Below are 14611 nucleotides of genomic sequence, written 5' to 3'. Positions count from 1 at the left end.
CGACCGGTCAGACCTTCGCCAGGATGCCCGCGTCGACGGGGAGCGCCACGCCCGTGATGTAGCGGGCCTCGTCGGAGGCGAGGAACAGCACGGCGTTCGAGACGTCGCGCGACTCGACCCACGGCACCGGGAGCGCGTTGGTGGCGGTGGAGACGTCGACGATGTCGTCACGCCCGGGCGACTCCAGGTCGGGTCGGAACATGCGGAAGATCTCGTCGTTCATGATCATCGGCGTGTCCACCTGCGTGGGATGGATGCTGTTGACCCGGATCCAGTGCGGCGCGAGCTCGTTGGCGAAGGTCCGCATCAGGCCGGTCACCCCGTGCTTGGCGGCCACGTAGTGGGCGAGGTTGGGCGTGCCCTGGAGGCCCGCCGCCGAGCTGGTCAGCACGATCGAGCCGCCGCGGCCGGCGGCGACCAGGGGCGGCACCGCCGCCTTGATGGTGTGCCAGGTGCCCGTCAGGTTGATGTCGATCATCTCCTGCCACGCGGCCTCCGAGATCTCGTGCCCCGGTGCGTAGCTGGCGATCCCGGCGTTGGTCACCACGATGTCGAGCCCTCCGAGGGACTCGATGCCCGCCGCGAGCTCCCTCGAGAGCGTCTCGAAGTCGCGGACGTCGACCACCGCGGAGCAGACGTCGCCGCCGGCCGCGCGTACGAGCTCGCACGTCTCCTCGAGGTCGTCGCGGCTCGCCATCGGATAGCTCACCGACGCGACGGGGGCGCAGATGTCGAAGGCGATGACCGACGCGCCCTCCTCGGCCAGACGGATCGCGTGGCTGCGCCCCTGACCGCGTCCCGCTCCCGTGATCAGGGCGACCTTGCCCTCGACGCGGCCCATCAGCGGACTCCCACGATCGCCTCGGCGATCGAGAGGTAGCGGTCGAGCAGCGGGTCGAAGCTGAGCGGCGCCTCCGGTCGGTACCACGTGGCGACACCCGCACACATCGACGCGATCGCCCGGCCGGCGTCGCCCGGGTAGGGCGTGTCGAAGGTGCCGGTCGAGACACCCCGGTCGATGATCCCGTCGAGCATGGCCTGCAGCTCGTCGCGCCGCTCGAGGTACTTGCGGCGGTTGCCCGGCTCCAGGCTGCGCAGCTCGCTCGTGGAGACGATCGCGCCCTTGCGGCGGTAGACGTGGAAGAGCAGCATGCTCGACACCAGGGCGTCGAACTGTGCGCGCGGCTCGTCGGCGGCCTCCGCGATCGCGAAGCGGCTGCGCTCGATGAGCTCGTCGACGATCACCATCATCAGGTCGAGCAGGATGTCCTGCTTCGACTTGTAGTGGTGGTAGATCCCCGGCACCGACAGCCCCGACCGGTCGGCCAGCTGGCGCGTCGTCGTGCCGTGGTAGCCCTTCTCGGCGAAGACGTCGAGCGCCGCGCTGAGCACCCGCGGCAGGTCCTGCTCGTGGTAGATGCGCCAGTCGTCGTACGCGTCCGTGGGGAGGATCCGGGAGACGTCGGAGACGCCGTTGCGCTTGTTGGCGAAGTCGATCAGCCACTTGAGCGCCTCGACGTCGTCGACGGCGCCCATGCTCGCGACCCGTCGCGGTACGGCGCCCTGCAGGATGCGCTTGACGGGGACCTCGAGGCGCTTGCCCGTGCGCGTGTGCGGCAGGCTCGGCACCAGGATGATCTCGTCGGGCACGTGGCGACGCGAGGTCCGGCCGGCGATCGTCTCGACGATCCGCGCCCGGAGCGCGTCCTCGTCCCCCGCCGCGTCGGCGACGACAAACATCGGCATCCAGTAGCCACCCTCGGCCAGCTCGACGCCCACGACGAGGCTGTCGGTCACCTCCGGCAGCGACTCGACGGCCTCGTAGATCTCGGCGCTGCCGAGCCGCACCCCGTTGCGGTTGAGCGTCGAGTCGGTCCGCCCGTGGATCACGATGGTGCCGCGCTCGGTGATCGTGATCGAGTCGCCGTGGCGCCACACGCCCGGGAAGACGTCGAAGTACGCGTCGCGGTAGCGCTCGCCCTCCGGGTCGTCCCAGAAGGCGATCGGCATCGAGGGCATCGGCTGGGTGATGACCATCTCGCCGGTCTCGCCGGGCGGCAGCCGGTTGCCGTGCTCGTTCCAGACCTCCAGCGCCACCCCGAGGGCCGGACCGCTGATCTCGCCGTCGTAGACGGGCAGGTTGGGGGCGCTGGCGACGAAGATCCCGACGATGTCGGTGCCGCCGCTCATCGAGCCGAGCTGGAGGTCGGCGCCGACGTGGTCGCGAACCCACTGGTTGCTGCTGGCGGGCAGGACCGAGCCCGTGACGCCGATCAGCTTGAGGGCGGTCAGGTCCTGGTCGCGGCCGGGCTCGAGCCCGTCGCGGGCGCTCGCCTGCAGGTAGCCCGGGCTGGTGCCGAAGACGGTGACCCCGAGCTCCTCGACCACCCGCCACAGCATCCCGGTGTCGGGGTGCGTGGGGCTGCCGTCGTACAGCACGATCGTGGCGCCGTGGAGGAGCCCGCAGATCTGGGCGTTCCACATCATCCAGTTGGGCGTGGTGAACCAGAAGAAGACGTCGCCCTCGCCGAGGTCCATGTGGAAGCCGGGGGAGATCAGCTGCTCGAGCAGGGCCCCGCCATGACCGTGGACGATGCCCTTGGGCCGGCCGGTGGTGCCCGAGGTGAACAGCACCCACAACGGGTGGTCGAACGGCACGTTGACCGCGGTCGTCACCGGCTTGCTGAAGTGCTGGAGCTGCTCCCAGGTGACGTCGTACGGCGTGGTGTCGTCGCGCGGCACGCCACCGGTCTCGATCGAGACGACGAGCGCGTCCACCGGCAGCAGCACGCGGAGCTCGGCGACGGCGTCCCTCCGGTCCTGCTGCACCCCCTTGAAGAGGTAGCCGGTCCCCGCGATCAGCACGGTCGGGTCGAGCTGTCCGAGGCGGTCCATGGCCGCGGTCGGCGCGTAGTCCATGCCCGTCTGCGACCAGACCGCACCGATGGTGGCGGAGGCCAGGAAGGCGACGACGCCCTCGATGCAGTTGGGCAGGTAGGCGACCACCCGGTCGCCCTGCCCGACGCCGCGGTCGGCCAGGGCACCCGCCACGGCGGCGACCTGCTCGCGCAGCTGGCCGAAGGTCACCGACTCGCGGTGGCCGTCGTCCCGCACCAGGACGATGGCGTCCCGCTCGGCGTCCCCGTGCTTGAGCATCTCCCGCGCGAAGTTCATCGACGAGCCGTGGAACCACCGGGCCCCGGGCATCTCGCGCGACGACAGCACCTCGGCGGCCTTGGCCCCGAAGTCGACGCCGAAGTAGACCGTCACCGCCTCCCAGAAGCGAGCCGGCTCGGCGGCCGACCACGCCTGGAGCTCGCGGTAGTCACGGGGGTCGTCGAGCGTGACGATGCCCTGGCTTCCCAGCCACCGGGCGAAGTGGACCACCCGCGAGCCATCAATCTGTTCGTCCGTGGGCATCCACCCAGCTTCGACAGTCACGTCCACACCTCCCCGCTCACTCGCACCTCTCGTCTGGCTGATCATCGTCGGTTCGGCAGCAGCGACCCGCGGGTGATCACGACGTCGATCGCAACGGCAAGGATAAGGACGCCACCGGTCGCGAAGCTCTGCACCTCGGTGGACAGTCCGAGCAGCTGGACGCCGTTGTTGATCGACCCGATCACCAGTGCCCCCAGGAGCGCGGCCCACACCGTGCCGCGGCCGCCGAAGAGGCTGGCACCACCGACGACCGCCGCGGCGATCGCGTTGAGCATCAAGGGTCCGCCGCCCGACGAGTTCGACACCGCCAGCAGGCGTGAGGCCTCGACGACGCCGGCCACCGCCGAGCAGACGCCCAGCACCAGGAAGGAGTGGACGACCATCCGGGAGACCGGGATGCCGGCGCGCTGCGCCGCCTCGCGGTTGCCGCCGACGGCGTACAGGTGCGCGCCGTACCGGGTCTGGCTGGTGAAGTACGACGCGATCAGCAGCATCGCGACCAGGATCAGCACCGGCAGGGGGATCCCCTGCTCGGGGCTCAGCACGGCCACCGTCGCGGCGATCACCACGCCGCTGATGAGCGCGGGCACGCCGACCGAGACCAACGTCGAGGACGTCGCGGCGGCGCCGCGCTGCCGGTGGCTGCGGTAGCGCGCCACGCAGTAGAGCAGCCAGCCCAGGCCGGCGAGCGCGAAGCTCCAGCCCGCCGGGATGTAGGTGGACGAGATCTTGGCCATGTCGGTGCCGCCGATGTTGATCGTGAACTCGGGCGGCAGGACGACCAGCAGGAGGCCCTGCAGGATCACCATCCCGCCCAGCGTCACGATCAGCGACGGCACCCCGAAGATGATGATCAACGCCTCGGCGAACACGAAGAGCAGGCCGACGGCGACGGCGCCGAGGATGGCGAGCCAGAGCGGCCAGCCGCTCTTGATGGCGAGCTGGGCGGCCACGGTCGCGCACACCCCGGAGAGCATCGCGGAGGACAGGTCGATCTCGCCGACCAGCAGCACGAACACCACCCCGAGCGCGAGGATGGCCGTCGTGACGATCTGCAGCGACAGGTTCCTGATGTTGTTGGACGTGAGGTACGCCGAGTTCTGCGAGTAGAAGTAGATCCAGATCAGCGCGAGGACGAACAGCACCGGGATGCTGCGGTAGGGCCCGCTCAGTCCCGCGACGATGCGGAAGGACAACGGCGTACGCGGGTTGTCGCTGGTGGCGGCGGTCATCGCACTTCTCCGTTGTCCCGAGGAGCCTCGTGGGCTCCGGTGATGGCGGCGACCAGGTCGCCGGACGAGTAGTCGCCGCGCCCGAACTCGGCGACCTTGCTGCCCAGGCGCATGACCACGACCCGGTCGGCGACCTCCTGGACGTCCTTGAGGTCGTGGGAGATCACCAGGACTCCGCGGTTCTGGGCCCGGAGCCGGACGATCAGCTCGAGCACCTCGGTGCGCTGCGAGACGCCGAGCGCGGCGGTCGGCTCGTCGAGCAGGACGAGGCTGGGGTCGGAGATCAGCGCACGCGCGATGGCGATGCCCTGGCGCTGCCCCCCGGACAGCCCCCCGACCGGCGTCACCAGGGAGCGGATCTTGACCGCGAGGCTGTCGAGCAGCGCAGCGGCCTCCGTCTCCATGCGGTGCCGGTCCAGTCGGCGGCCGCGCAGCACGCCGCCCGCGACCTCCTGGCCGAGGAACACGTTGCGCACCGCGTCGAGGTTGTCGCACAGCGACAGGTCCTGGTAGACGGTGTGCACACCGGCGGCCTGGGCCGCGCGGGGGGTCTCCAGCCGGATCGACTCCCCTCGGACCCGGATCTCGCCCGAGTCGGGGTGCTCGACGCCCGAGATCACCTTGACGAGGGTCGACTTCCCGGCGCCGTTGTCGCCCACGAGACCGACGACCTCGCCCCGGTAGAGCCGCAGGTCGACGTCGTGCAGGGCACGGACACCACCGAAGTACTTCGACACCTGGCTGAGCTCGAGCAACGGCTCCTCGGCGACGTCGCGCATGTGTTCCTCCTTCGTGAGGGGTGGCCGCCCGGACGGGCGGCCACCCCGGTCGCGGTAGGTCAGCCGACCTTTTCCTTGCAGGTGGGCGTGTCGGCGGCCGGGCCGCCGTCACAGATCTGCTCCCAGCTGAAGATGCCGAGGTCGACGGCCTGCTGGACGACCTCGCCCGGGTCCTTGCCGTCCTCGAGGTGGATCAGCGTGGTGTCGAGCTTGGCGGTCGGGATGTCGTCGGTGCCGTTGTTGACGACGTCCTTGACCAGGTCGGACGGCGGGTCCTCGCCGTTGATCGCGGCGAGCGCGATCTTGGCGGCCGCCTCGGCCTCTACCGAGAAGGCCTTGAGGACGTCGTCCTCCTGGTCGCCGGTCAGCATGTACTGCAGCCCGGTCAGCTCGGGGTTCTGGCCGCCGTACACAGGGATCTTGACGTCCTTGCCCTTGAGCGCGGCGATGATGCCGGACGCGTTGCCGTCGTAGAACCCGAGGAACGCGTCGACCTTGTTGGAGGTCTTGGTCAGGCACTGCTCGGCGGCCTTCTGCGCCTCGGCCGGGTCCCAGTTCTTGATGTAGTCCTCGCACACGACGTTGATCGTGCCGTCGTCGATGAGCGGCTTGAGGACCTCGTCCTGCCCCTTCAGCATCTCGGTCGTGTAGACGTCGCCCTTGTTGCCGTACTGACGGGCCAGGTCGACCGCACCGTCACCGAAGGCGCCGGCCTCGACCTGGCTCTTGAAGTACTCACCCTGCTGGACGCCGACCTTGTAGGGGTCGAAGATGACCTGCGCGTACATGGGTCCGTTGAGCGGCGGGTTCTCGTAGCCGATCACCGGCACCTTGGCGGCGTCGGCGGCCTGCAGGAGGCCGGCACTGGTGTTGGGGTCGGCGGCCACGACGACGAGCGCCTTGGCGCCGGCCGAGATCGCCGAGTTGGCCTGGCCGAGCTGGGTCGCCGAGTCGCCACCGCCGTTGACGAACTTGACCTCGATGTCGGGGTCGAGCGCCTCCAGCGCCTTCTTGAAGTCCGGGCCGTCCTGCTCGATGTAGCGGGTCGGCGTCGTGTTCGGCGCCATGAAGTAGACGAGCTTCTTGCCGCCTCCCGATCCCTTGTCACCCGAGTCGCTGCCATCCCCGCCACAGCCGGCCGCTACCAGGCTGAGCCCGCACAGGATCGCCACGACGCCGAGGCCGGACCTCGTCCTCTTGCTGCTGACTTGCATCACTTCTCCTTTGATGAAGCGCCCGGGCCTCGCGGTCCGGGCATGCGTGAGCGCTGGGGGCAGCCCTCATCGGATGACCGTGGAACGGTCGGACCTGACCAGCTGCGGTCAGGGTTGGTGCACAGCCCCGAGAAAGTCAGGGTGAGATCCCGGCCTGGTCGGCAGCGATCTGGAGTGCCAGGTGCTTGGAGTAGACGCGGACCCAGGCCAGCGGTCCGCCCATGTACCAGAACCCGTCCTGGCCGGTACGTCGGTAGAGCCCGCCGATCTCCCCGTCCTCGCCGATGCCGAGCACGAGCGGCAGCTTGTCGGCGACCTCGCTGCCGAACAGGCGCCGGGCCGTCTCCCGCATGTTGGAGTAGCCGGTCGCGAGCACGACCAGGTCGGCGTCCAGCTCACGGCCGTCGGCCAACCTGATCCCGGTCGGCGTGAACTCCGCGAGACCCGACCCCTGGGCGAGCGCGATCTGGCCGGTCGCGATCAGACCGGAGGCACCGACGTCGATGTAGTAGCCACCGCCCTTCGCCAGCGCGAAGCCCATCAGCCCGGTCCCGTCCGGGCCGTCGTTGAGCTTGAACCCGACGGCCTCGAGCGAGGCCAGCAGCGCGGCGTCCTTCTCGGCCGTGTCGCGGACGCCCTGCTTGGCGGCCTCGAGCACCAGCGGCCACGGGAACGCGGACGCCAGCAGGTCGGCGTACTCCGTCGGCGGCCCGGACTCGGTGAAGTTGGCGCCGAAGATCGCCGGGATGCCGTGCTCCTGGCTGATGATGTGGGTCGAGGACCGCTGCACGAGGGTGACCTGCGCGCCGGCCTCGTGGAGGTCCTGCGCGATGTCGTGCCCGCTGTTGCAGGCACCCACCACGATCGCCTTCTTGCCCGACCAGTCGCCGCCGGAGCGGTGCTGGCTCGAGTGGTAGACCGTGCCGCCGAAGGTCTCCCTCCCCGGGAAGTCGGGGACGTTCGGCTCGCCGGCGGCCCCGGTCGCGAGGACGACATCGCGGGTGGTGAGCGTGCGCTCGCCCTCCGGCGTCCGCACCGTGAGCGTCCAGGTGCGCGTGCCCTCGTCGTACGACGCGCTCGTCATGTCGGCGCTGCACCACACGTTGAGCTCCATCGCCTGCGCGTAGAACTCGAACCAGTCAGCGATCTTGTCCTTCGCCGAGTAGATCGGCCAGGACTGCGGGAAGGGCAGGTAGGGCAGGTGGTCGGCCCACACCGGGTCGTGCAGCACGAGCGAGTGGTAGCGCTTGCGCCAGCCGTCGCCGACGCGCTCGCTCTTCTCGAGGATCAGGGCGTCGACGCCCATCAGCCGCAGGTTGGCCGCGAGCGCCAGGCCGCCCTGGCCCGCGCCCAGGATCACGACGTCGGGGTCGTGGTCGGCGTACGTCGCCGACGCCTCCCGCTTGTCCTTCCAGTTGCGCTGGGTCGTGGCACCGGTCTCGTGGCGCGGTCCCGTGGGCCGGCGCTGGCCGAGAGCCCGCTCGTGACCCTTCAGGTCCTCCGCCCCGGTCATCACCGTCCACGCCCGCCAGACGCCGTCGACCTGGCGGATCCGGGCGACGCCGCGGCACCAGGCGCGGGGCGTCTGGAAGGTGAAGAAGCCCTCGATCGTGCCGGGGCCGTCCTCCTCGGCGACGAACCGCGGGCCGAAGTCGGCCACCAGGGCCACGTCGGTCACCGCGGCCGACTTGAGGTGGTCGTCCAGGAGGCCGGCGATCCGCTCGGTGCCGTGGTAGGTCCCGAGGTCCCAGCTGAGCGCGAGCAGGTCGCGCCACCAGCAGTCCGGGTCGATCGCGTCCGCCACCGCGGCCGCGTCGGCGTTCTCCATCGCCCTCGCGAAGGAGTCCAGCCAGCCCTGGAACTCGGCTGCCACCTGAGCCGGTGGCGACTCCACTCCAACCGTCACGATATTCCCTCCTCAAACCCGACCGAGCGATCGCTCGGTCGTGAGTGTTACACACGTCACACGGCTTGGAAAACCCCTCTGGACCAGTTTTCTGACGCGCTCTCGACCAAAACTGGAACAGGTTCTACTCTGTGGGCGTGACCACCGAACTTGGATACGCCGAGGCCCACGACACCTCCATCGAGGAGCGCTACAGCGCCGTCCCGCTGCTGAAGGGGAAGGTCGTCGTCATCTCCGGCATCGGCCCCGGCCTGGGCCGGTCCCTCGCCGACGAGGCCGCCCGGATGGGTGCCGACCTCGTGATCGCCAGCCGCACGGAGTCCCGGCTCCTCGAGCTGCAGGCGGAGCTCGAGGGCCACGGGGTGAAGGTCGTCAGCGTGGTCACCGACGTGACCGACGAGGACTCGCGGGTCAACCTGCGGGACAGGACGCTCGAGGCGTTCGGCCGCGTCGACTGCGTCATCAACAACGCCTTCACGATCCCGCCGATGGACCCGATCACCCAGATCAGCCCGCGCAAGCTCGCGAAGGTCAACGAGACCAACGTCTTCGCCCCGCTGCGGCTCTCGGCGCTCTTCGCCGACGCCCTGGCGGAGTCGAAGGGCTCGATCATCATGCTGAACTCCTGCGTCTCCTTCTCCTCGCAGCCCGAGTACGCCGGCTACAAGCTCTCCAAGGGCGCGCTCGAGCACCTCGCCTCGTCGCTCGCGACCGAGCTCGGGCCGCGCGGCATCCGCGTCAACAGCGTCGCGCCGTCGTACATCTACGAGGACGTCAACCGCGGCTACTTCGACTTCCTCGGGGCGGTCGAGGACAAGACGCACGAGCAGGTGTACGCCGAGAAGGCCGCGCCGACCGACCTCAAGCGGCTGGCCTCCTCCGAGGAGGTCGCCCGCGCGACGCTCTTCCTCGCCAGCGACCTGGCCTCCGCGGTCACGGGTCAGATGCTGACCGTCGACTGCGGCGAGTTCCACAGCTGACGGTGGCCACCTCATGAGCGACAACATCATGGTGCGGGAGCGCCCGGACGTCGGGTCGTACGACGACATCGTCGCGGCGGCCGTCCGGACGACCGGCATGTCCGACTTCGGCGGGACCGCCCACGAGGAGGGCCTGCGGGTCCTCACCGAGGACCTGAGCTCGCCGGAGGCCGGGCTGACGCCGCGCGGCAACTACTTCCAGCGCTCCGAGGTGAAGTCGGCGCTGGTCGGGGTGCTGCTCACGCAGGCACAGTTCACCGCGCACCCGGAGCACGTCGACGTCCCCATCGAGCGACCGATCTTCCTGATGGGGCTGCCGCGGACCGGCACCACGGCGCTGCACCGCTACCTGCACGCGGACCCGGGCTCGCAGGGCCTGGAGATGTGGCTGACGCAGTACCCCCAGCCCCGGCCGCCGCGGGAGACGTGGGAGTCGGACCCGATCTTCACCGCCATGCAGCAGGCGTTCTCGGCGCACCACGTCGAGTCCCCCGAGTTCATGGGGATCCACTACATGGATGCCACGACGGTCGAGGAGTGCTGGCGGCTGCTGCGGCAGACCGGCAAGTCCAACTCCTACGAGTCGCTGGCCAACCTGCCGCGCTACACCGAGTGGCTCAAGCAGCAGGACTGGACCGACGCCTACGCGCGGCACAAGGAGAACCTGCAGCTCGTCGGGCTCAACGACGTCGGCAAGCGCTGGATCCTGAAGAACCCGTCGCACATGACGGCACTCGACGCGCTGATGACCGTCTATCCCGACGCCCTGATCATCTACACGCACCGCGACCCGGTCACCTGCATCGCGTCGTCGTGCTCGCTGTCCGCGGAGACGACGGTCGGCCACAGCTCGACGTACGTCGGCGGCGTCATCGGCCACACCCAGCTGGACCTCTGGTCCCGGGCCTTCCACGCGTTCCACGACGCGCGGCCGGCGTACAACCAGGACCAGTTCATCGACATCGCCTTCAAGGACCTGGTGACCGACCCGCTCGGAGTGACCCGGCGGGTCTACGACCAGTTCGGTCTCGACTGGACCCCCGAAGTGCAGGCGGCGATCGAGGAGATCGACCAGGAGTCCAAGCAGGGCAAGGCCAAGCCCTCGCACACGTACACGCTCAAGGACTACGGCCTCACCGAGGACCGGGTCCGCGCCGCTTTCGACCGATAGGACGTCATGGACAAGAAGCGCGTGGTCGTGTGGGGCACCGGTGTGGTCGGGTCGATGGTGATCGCCGAGATCGTCGACCACCCGGTCTTCGAGCTCGTCGGGGTCGGCGTCTCCAACCCGGCCAAGGTCGGCGTCGACGCCGGCACCATCTGCGGCATCGCGCCGACCGGGGTGATCGCGACCGACTCCGTCGAGGAGCTCATCGCCCTGGAGCCGGACGCATTGGTGCACTACGGACCGACGGCGCAGTACGCCGACGACAACATCCGCGTGATGTCCGCCTTCCTGCGGGCCGGCATCGACGTCTGCTCGACCGCGATGACCCCGTGGGTGTGGCCGACGATGCAGCAGATCCCGGCCAACTGGGTCGACCCGATCACGGAGGCGTGCGCCGCCGGTAACGCCTCCTGCTTCACGACCGGCATCGACCCGGGCTTCGCCAACGACCTGTTTCCCCTGACCCTGATGGGGTTGTGCGGCCGGGTCGACTCCGTGCGCGCGTCGGAGCTGCTCGACTACACCGACTACGAGGGCGACTACGAGGACGAGATGGGCATCGGCCGCTCGCCCGACTTCACGCCGCTGCTGGAGATCCCGGAGCTGCTGATCATGGCCTGGGGTGCGACCGTCCCGATGATCGCGCACGCCGCCGGCATCGAGCTCGACGACATCACCACGACCTGGGAGAAGTGGGTGACGCCGACCGACCGCACGACGGCCAAGGGCGTCATCTCCGCGGGCGACGTGGCCGCCATCCGCTTCACGATCAACGGCGTCTTCCAGGGCCGCGAGGTCATCTCCCTGGAGCACGTCAACCGGATCGGCCTCGACGCCGCACCGGACTGGCCGGCCGGCTCGGCCGACGACGTCTACAAGGTCGAGATCCACGGCTCGCCGTCGATCACCCAGGAGACGGCGTTCCGCTTCACCGACGGGTCGGGCCGGGCGCCGGCGGTCGCCGGGTGCCTGGCCACCGGGCTGCGCGCGCTCAACGCCGTACCCGCCGTCAACGACCTGCCCGCGGGCTGGGTCACCGCCCTCGACCTGCCGCTCATCCCCGGGGTCGGGACGATCCGCTAGGCCACCAGCGCGCGGTGGTCGCGCGGGCTGACGCCGTACGCCCGCTTGAAGGCGGTGCTCAGGGCGAACGGCGTGGAGTAGCCGACCTGCCGGGCGACCGTCGCCAGCGTGGCCGAGGGCTCGCGCAGCAGATCGGCGGCGAGCGCCAGGCGCCAGCCGGTCAGGAACGCCATCGGGGGCTCACCGACGACGTCGCTGAAGCGCCGGGCGAACGCGGCGCGGGAGACCCCGCCGGCCGTGGCCAGCTCGGCGACGGTCCACGGGTGCTCGGGGTGGTGCTGCATCAGCCGTAGCGCCGGACCGACGACGGGGTCGCCCTGCCCGGCGTACCAGGCGGGAGGCGAGGCCTCGGGCCGCGCGAACCACGCTCGCAGGACGGCGATCAGCAGGAGGTCGAGCAGGCGGTCGAGCACGGCGTCCTGGCCCGGGTCGTCCTTGACGATCTCGTCGGCGAGCAGGGCGACCAGGGGTGAGCCGAGCTCACGCTCGCTGAGCACGACGAAGCGCGGCAGCGCCCGCAGCAGCCGACGGCTCACCTCGCCCTCCAAGAGGTAGGCGCCGGTGAGCATCACCGTCTCGCCGGTGGCGCTGTTGCCCCAGCTGCGCACGCCCTGGTGCATCTCCTCCTCGAGCGACTGCCCGTCGAGCGTCGTGCAGTGCTGGCCGGGGTGGATCACGACCTGCGGCTCGGTCGCGAGGGAGTCGGCGATCGTCCAGTGGTCGGGCCCGAGGCCGATCACGACGTCGCCGGCCTCGAGCCGGAACGGCTCCCCCACGTCCGGGATCGCCCAGAACCCGCCCCGCACGACGGCCGTCAGCGACAGCGGCGACTCGTCCTCGAGCCGCACCGCCCACGGTGGGTCCATCAGGCAGCGCAGCAGGAACGCGCCGCGGGCGCGGGGTCCGTCGAGGAGCGCGGCCAGTCCGTCCATGTCGTCACGGTAGACCTGGACGCTCGCGTATGGAAGAGCGCCGTACGACGATGGATCGTCTCACCGATCCGCGGTCTGCTGGTTCCATGAGCGATCTCCTCGACACCGTCCGCGGACCCGTCCTGCTGGCTGCCACCGTCGCCGCCGGCCTCCAGGCCGGGACCTACTACACCTGGGCGAGCGGCGTGATGCCCGGCCTGGCCCGCACCGACGACCACACGTTCACGTCGTCGATGAACCACATCAACGTGGCGATCGTGAACCCGGTCTTCATGCTGACCTTCCTCGGCGCCCCGGCCCTCGCCGCGGTCGCCGTCGCGACCACCGGGTCCGGCGCCCGCGGCTGGGCGATCGCCGGGCTCGCGCTCGCGCTGGGCACCGTGGCCGTCACCGCCGTCGGCAACATCCCGCTCAACGACGCGCTCGCTGCGGGCGGCTCGCGCGCCGACTTCGAGACCGCGTGGGTGCGGTGGAACGTCGTGCGCACCCTCACCTCGACCGGCGCGCTCGCCTGCCTCGCCTGGGCGGCGTGGAGGTCCTAGACGGCGTCACCCGCGAGCCAGCCGCGCAGCGCCGGGAACGTGCCGGCCCCGACGTCGGCCGTGACGGACGCGGCGAGGTCGGCGACGGTCACCTCCTTCAGGGAGGAGCGCCAGGCCTGCTCGGCGGCGTACATCACCCGGGCGACGCCGCACGGCTTCTCGCAGACGGCACCGGTGGCGGGGAGCGGACCGTTCTGCCGGATCTCCGTGCACCGGAAGGCCTGCTCGCGGCCGTCGACGGCGAGCACGATGTCGAGCACGGTCACCTGGTCGGCCGGCCGGGTCAGCACGTAGCCGCCGACCCGTCCCTCGGTCGAGCTGACGATGCCCGCTCGCGAGAGCGCCTGCAGGTGCTTGGCCAGGTAGGTGCGCGAGATGCCGTGGAACTCGGCGAGCCGCTGCGCAGGCACCGGACCCTCGGCCTCGCTGAGGACCACGCAGCAGTGCACGGCCCACTCCACGCCCCCGGACATCTTCATGGCGGCATCCTACGCGAATCATGGATGACAAGTGTCCGCGTTCTGTGCTCTAATCACGGATATCTACTATCCGCGTTAAATTCGCAGAGGAGACCACCATGAAGATCGCCATCGCCGGCGCCACCGGCCGCATCGGCTCCCAGCTCACCGCCCTCGCCCGCAAGGAAGGTCACGAGGTCGTGGAGATCGCCCGCGAGACCGGCTTCGACCTGCTCGCGCCGGGCCCCGAGCTCGAGGCCGCGCTCGCCGGCGTCGACACCGTCGTCGACGTGACGGCCTGTCCGCTCGACCAGGCGGCCACCTTCTTCCCGACCGTCGCGCGCACCATCGGCACCGCCGCGACGGCGGCCGGCGTACGCCGCACCGTCGTGCTCTCGATCGTCGGCGTCGACCGCAGCCCCGACTACGACTACTACGTCGCCAAGCTCGACCAGGAGCAGACCTACCGGGCGACGGCTCCGGGCGTGGTGGTACTCCGGGCGACCCAGTTCCTCGACTTCGCCTCCCAGATGCTGCAGTGGAACACCCAGGACGGCGTCGCCTCGATCATCGACGTCCCCACCCAGCCGGTCGCGACCGGTGAGATCGTCCAGATGCTCCTCGACGTCGCCACCGGCGTGATCGAGGGCGATGTCGAGCTCGCCGGGCCGCACCAGGAGAACCTGGTCGACCAGGTGCGCCGTCTCGTCGAGAGGTCCGGCGAGGACGTGCGGGTCGAGGCCGTCCCGGCACCCGAGAGCCTGGCCAAGGGCGCGATGCTGCCCGGACCGGACGCCCTGCTGCGCGGCCCGAGCTTCGAGACCTGGCTCGCCGAGCAGGCCTGAGTCAGCGGTCGCCCTTCACGGTGGCGCGATC

Annotated in this window: 13 protein-coding genes; 5 read left to right on the top strand and 8 right to left on the bottom strand. The window is 70.3% G+C overall.

What is annotated here, in order from left to right:
* Positions 1–7 precede the first annotated feature (7 nt).
* The 6 genes from ABEA34_RS13805 to ABEA34_RS13780 all read right to left on the bottom strand — a co-directional run bounded on the left by ABEA34_RS13805 (position 8) and on the right by ABEA34_RS13780 (position 8572).
* The gene (locus ABEA34_RS13805) at positions 8–841 is read right to left on the bottom strand and encodes a mycofactocin-coupled SDR family oxidoreductase (protein WP_345521895.1); all 834 of its coding nucleotides are present in this window, start codon (positions 839–841) and stop codon (positions 8–10) included.
* Complete coding sequence (locus ABEA34_RS13800; protein WP_345521894.1) at positions 841–3420, bottom strand: acetoacetate--CoA ligase; 2580 nt, start codon at positions 3418–3420, stop codon at positions 841–843. Before ABEA34_RS13800 ends, ABEA34_RS13805 begins: the two co-directional genes overlap by 1 nt.
* Before the next feature lie 62 nt (positions 3421–3482).
* Entirely contained in the window at positions 3483–4673 is a 1191-nt protein-coding gene (locus ABEA34_RS13795) for a sugar ABC transporter permease (RefSeq protein ID WP_345521893.1), read from the bottom strand.
* Entirely contained in the window at positions 4670–5452 is a 783-nt protein-coding gene (locus tag ABEA34_RS13790; protein ID WP_345521892.1) for an ATP-binding cassette domain-containing protein, read from the bottom strand. Before ABEA34_RS13790 ends, ABEA34_RS13795 begins: the two co-directional genes overlap by 4 nt.
* A 59-nt stretch (positions 5453–5511) precedes the next feature.
* Positions 5512–6666, bottom strand: a complete 1155-nt coding sequence (locus ABEA34_RS13785; protein ID WP_345521890.1) for a substrate-binding domain-containing protein — start codon at positions 6664–6666, stop codon at positions 5512–5514.
* 136 nt (positions 6667–6802) lie between these two features.
* Positions 6803–8572 carry a flavin-containing monooxygenase gene (locus ABEA34_RS13780; protein WP_345521889.1) on the bottom strand — a complete coding sequence of 590 codons (1770 nt, stop codon included), beginning with the start codon at positions 8570–8572 and terminating at the stop codon, positions 6803–6805.
* Between the two features lie 137 nt (positions 8573–8709).
* Here ABEA34_RS13780 and ABEA34_RS13775 point away from each other — a divergent pair, with 137 nt between their 5' ends.
* Genes ABEA34_RS13775 through ABEA34_RS13765 form a run of 3 tightly spaced genes read left to right on the top strand, consistent with a single transcriptional unit; the run spans position 8710 to position 11803 of the window.
* The gene (locus tag ABEA34_RS13775; protein ID WP_345521888.1) at positions 8710–9552 is read left to right on the top strand and encodes an SDR family oxidoreductase; all 843 of its coding nucleotides are present in this window, start codon (positions 8710–8712) and stop codon (positions 9550–9552) included.
* A gap of 13 nt (positions 9553–9565) precedes the next feature.
* On the top strand, positions 9566–10723 hold the full coding sequence (locus ABEA34_RS13770; RefSeq protein WP_345521887.1) for a sulfotransferase family protein: 1158 nt from the start codon (positions 9566–9568) through the stop codon (positions 10721–10723).
* A 6-nt stretch (positions 10724–10729) separates the two neighbouring features.
* Complete coding sequence (locus tag ABEA34_RS13765) at positions 10730–11803, top strand: NAD(P)H-dependent amine dehydrogenase family protein (RefSeq protein ID WP_345521886.1); 1074 nt, start codon at positions 10730–10732, stop codon at positions 11801–11803.
* Here the strand turns inward: ABEA34_RS13765 and ABEA34_RS13760 are convergent.
* On the bottom strand, positions 11800–12735 hold the full coding sequence (locus ABEA34_RS13760) for an AraC family transcriptional regulator (RefSeq protein ID WP_345521885.1): 936 nt from the start codon (positions 12733–12735) through the stop codon (positions 11800–11802). The two genes, ABEA34_RS13765 and ABEA34_RS13760, sit on opposite strands and share 4 nt — an antisense overlap.
* A gap of 86 nt (positions 12736–12821) precedes the next feature.
* Between ABEA34_RS13760 and ABEA34_RS13755 the strand changes: the two genes are divergently transcribed.
* On the top strand, positions 12822–13277 hold the full coding sequence (locus ABEA34_RS13755; protein WP_345521884.1) for an anthrone oxygenase family protein: 456 nt from the start codon (positions 12822–12824) through the stop codon (positions 13275–13277).
* On the opposite strand, the gene ABEA34_RS13750 is transcribed toward ABEA34_RS13755, so the two are convergent.
* Positions 13274–13756, bottom strand: a complete 483-nt coding sequence (locus tag ABEA34_RS13750) for an RrF2 family transcriptional regulator (protein WP_345521883.1) — start codon at positions 13754–13756, stop codon at positions 13274–13276. The genes ABEA34_RS13755 and ABEA34_RS13750 overlap by 4 nt on opposite strands.
* A gap of 98 nt (positions 13757–13854) precedes the next feature.
* On the opposite strand from ABEA34_RS13750, the gene ABEA34_RS13745 reads away from it, so the two are divergent.
* A complete protein-coding gene (locus ABEA34_RS13745; RefSeq protein WP_345521882.1) occupies positions 13855–14580 on the top strand; it encodes an SDR family oxidoreductase in 726 nt (241 codons plus the stop codon).
* Positions 14581–14611: the final 31 nt, after the last annotated feature.

Origin of the sequence: Nocardioides conyzicola (assembly GCF_039543825.1) — a bacterium.
In the GTDB taxonomy this organism is placed as follows: domain Bacteria; phylum Actinomycetota; class Actinomycetes; order Propionibacteriales; family Nocardioidaceae; genus Nocardioides; species Nocardioides conyzicola.
Note: the sequence above shows the minus strand (reverse complement) of the source record. Positions and strands in the feature narration are given on the sequence as shown.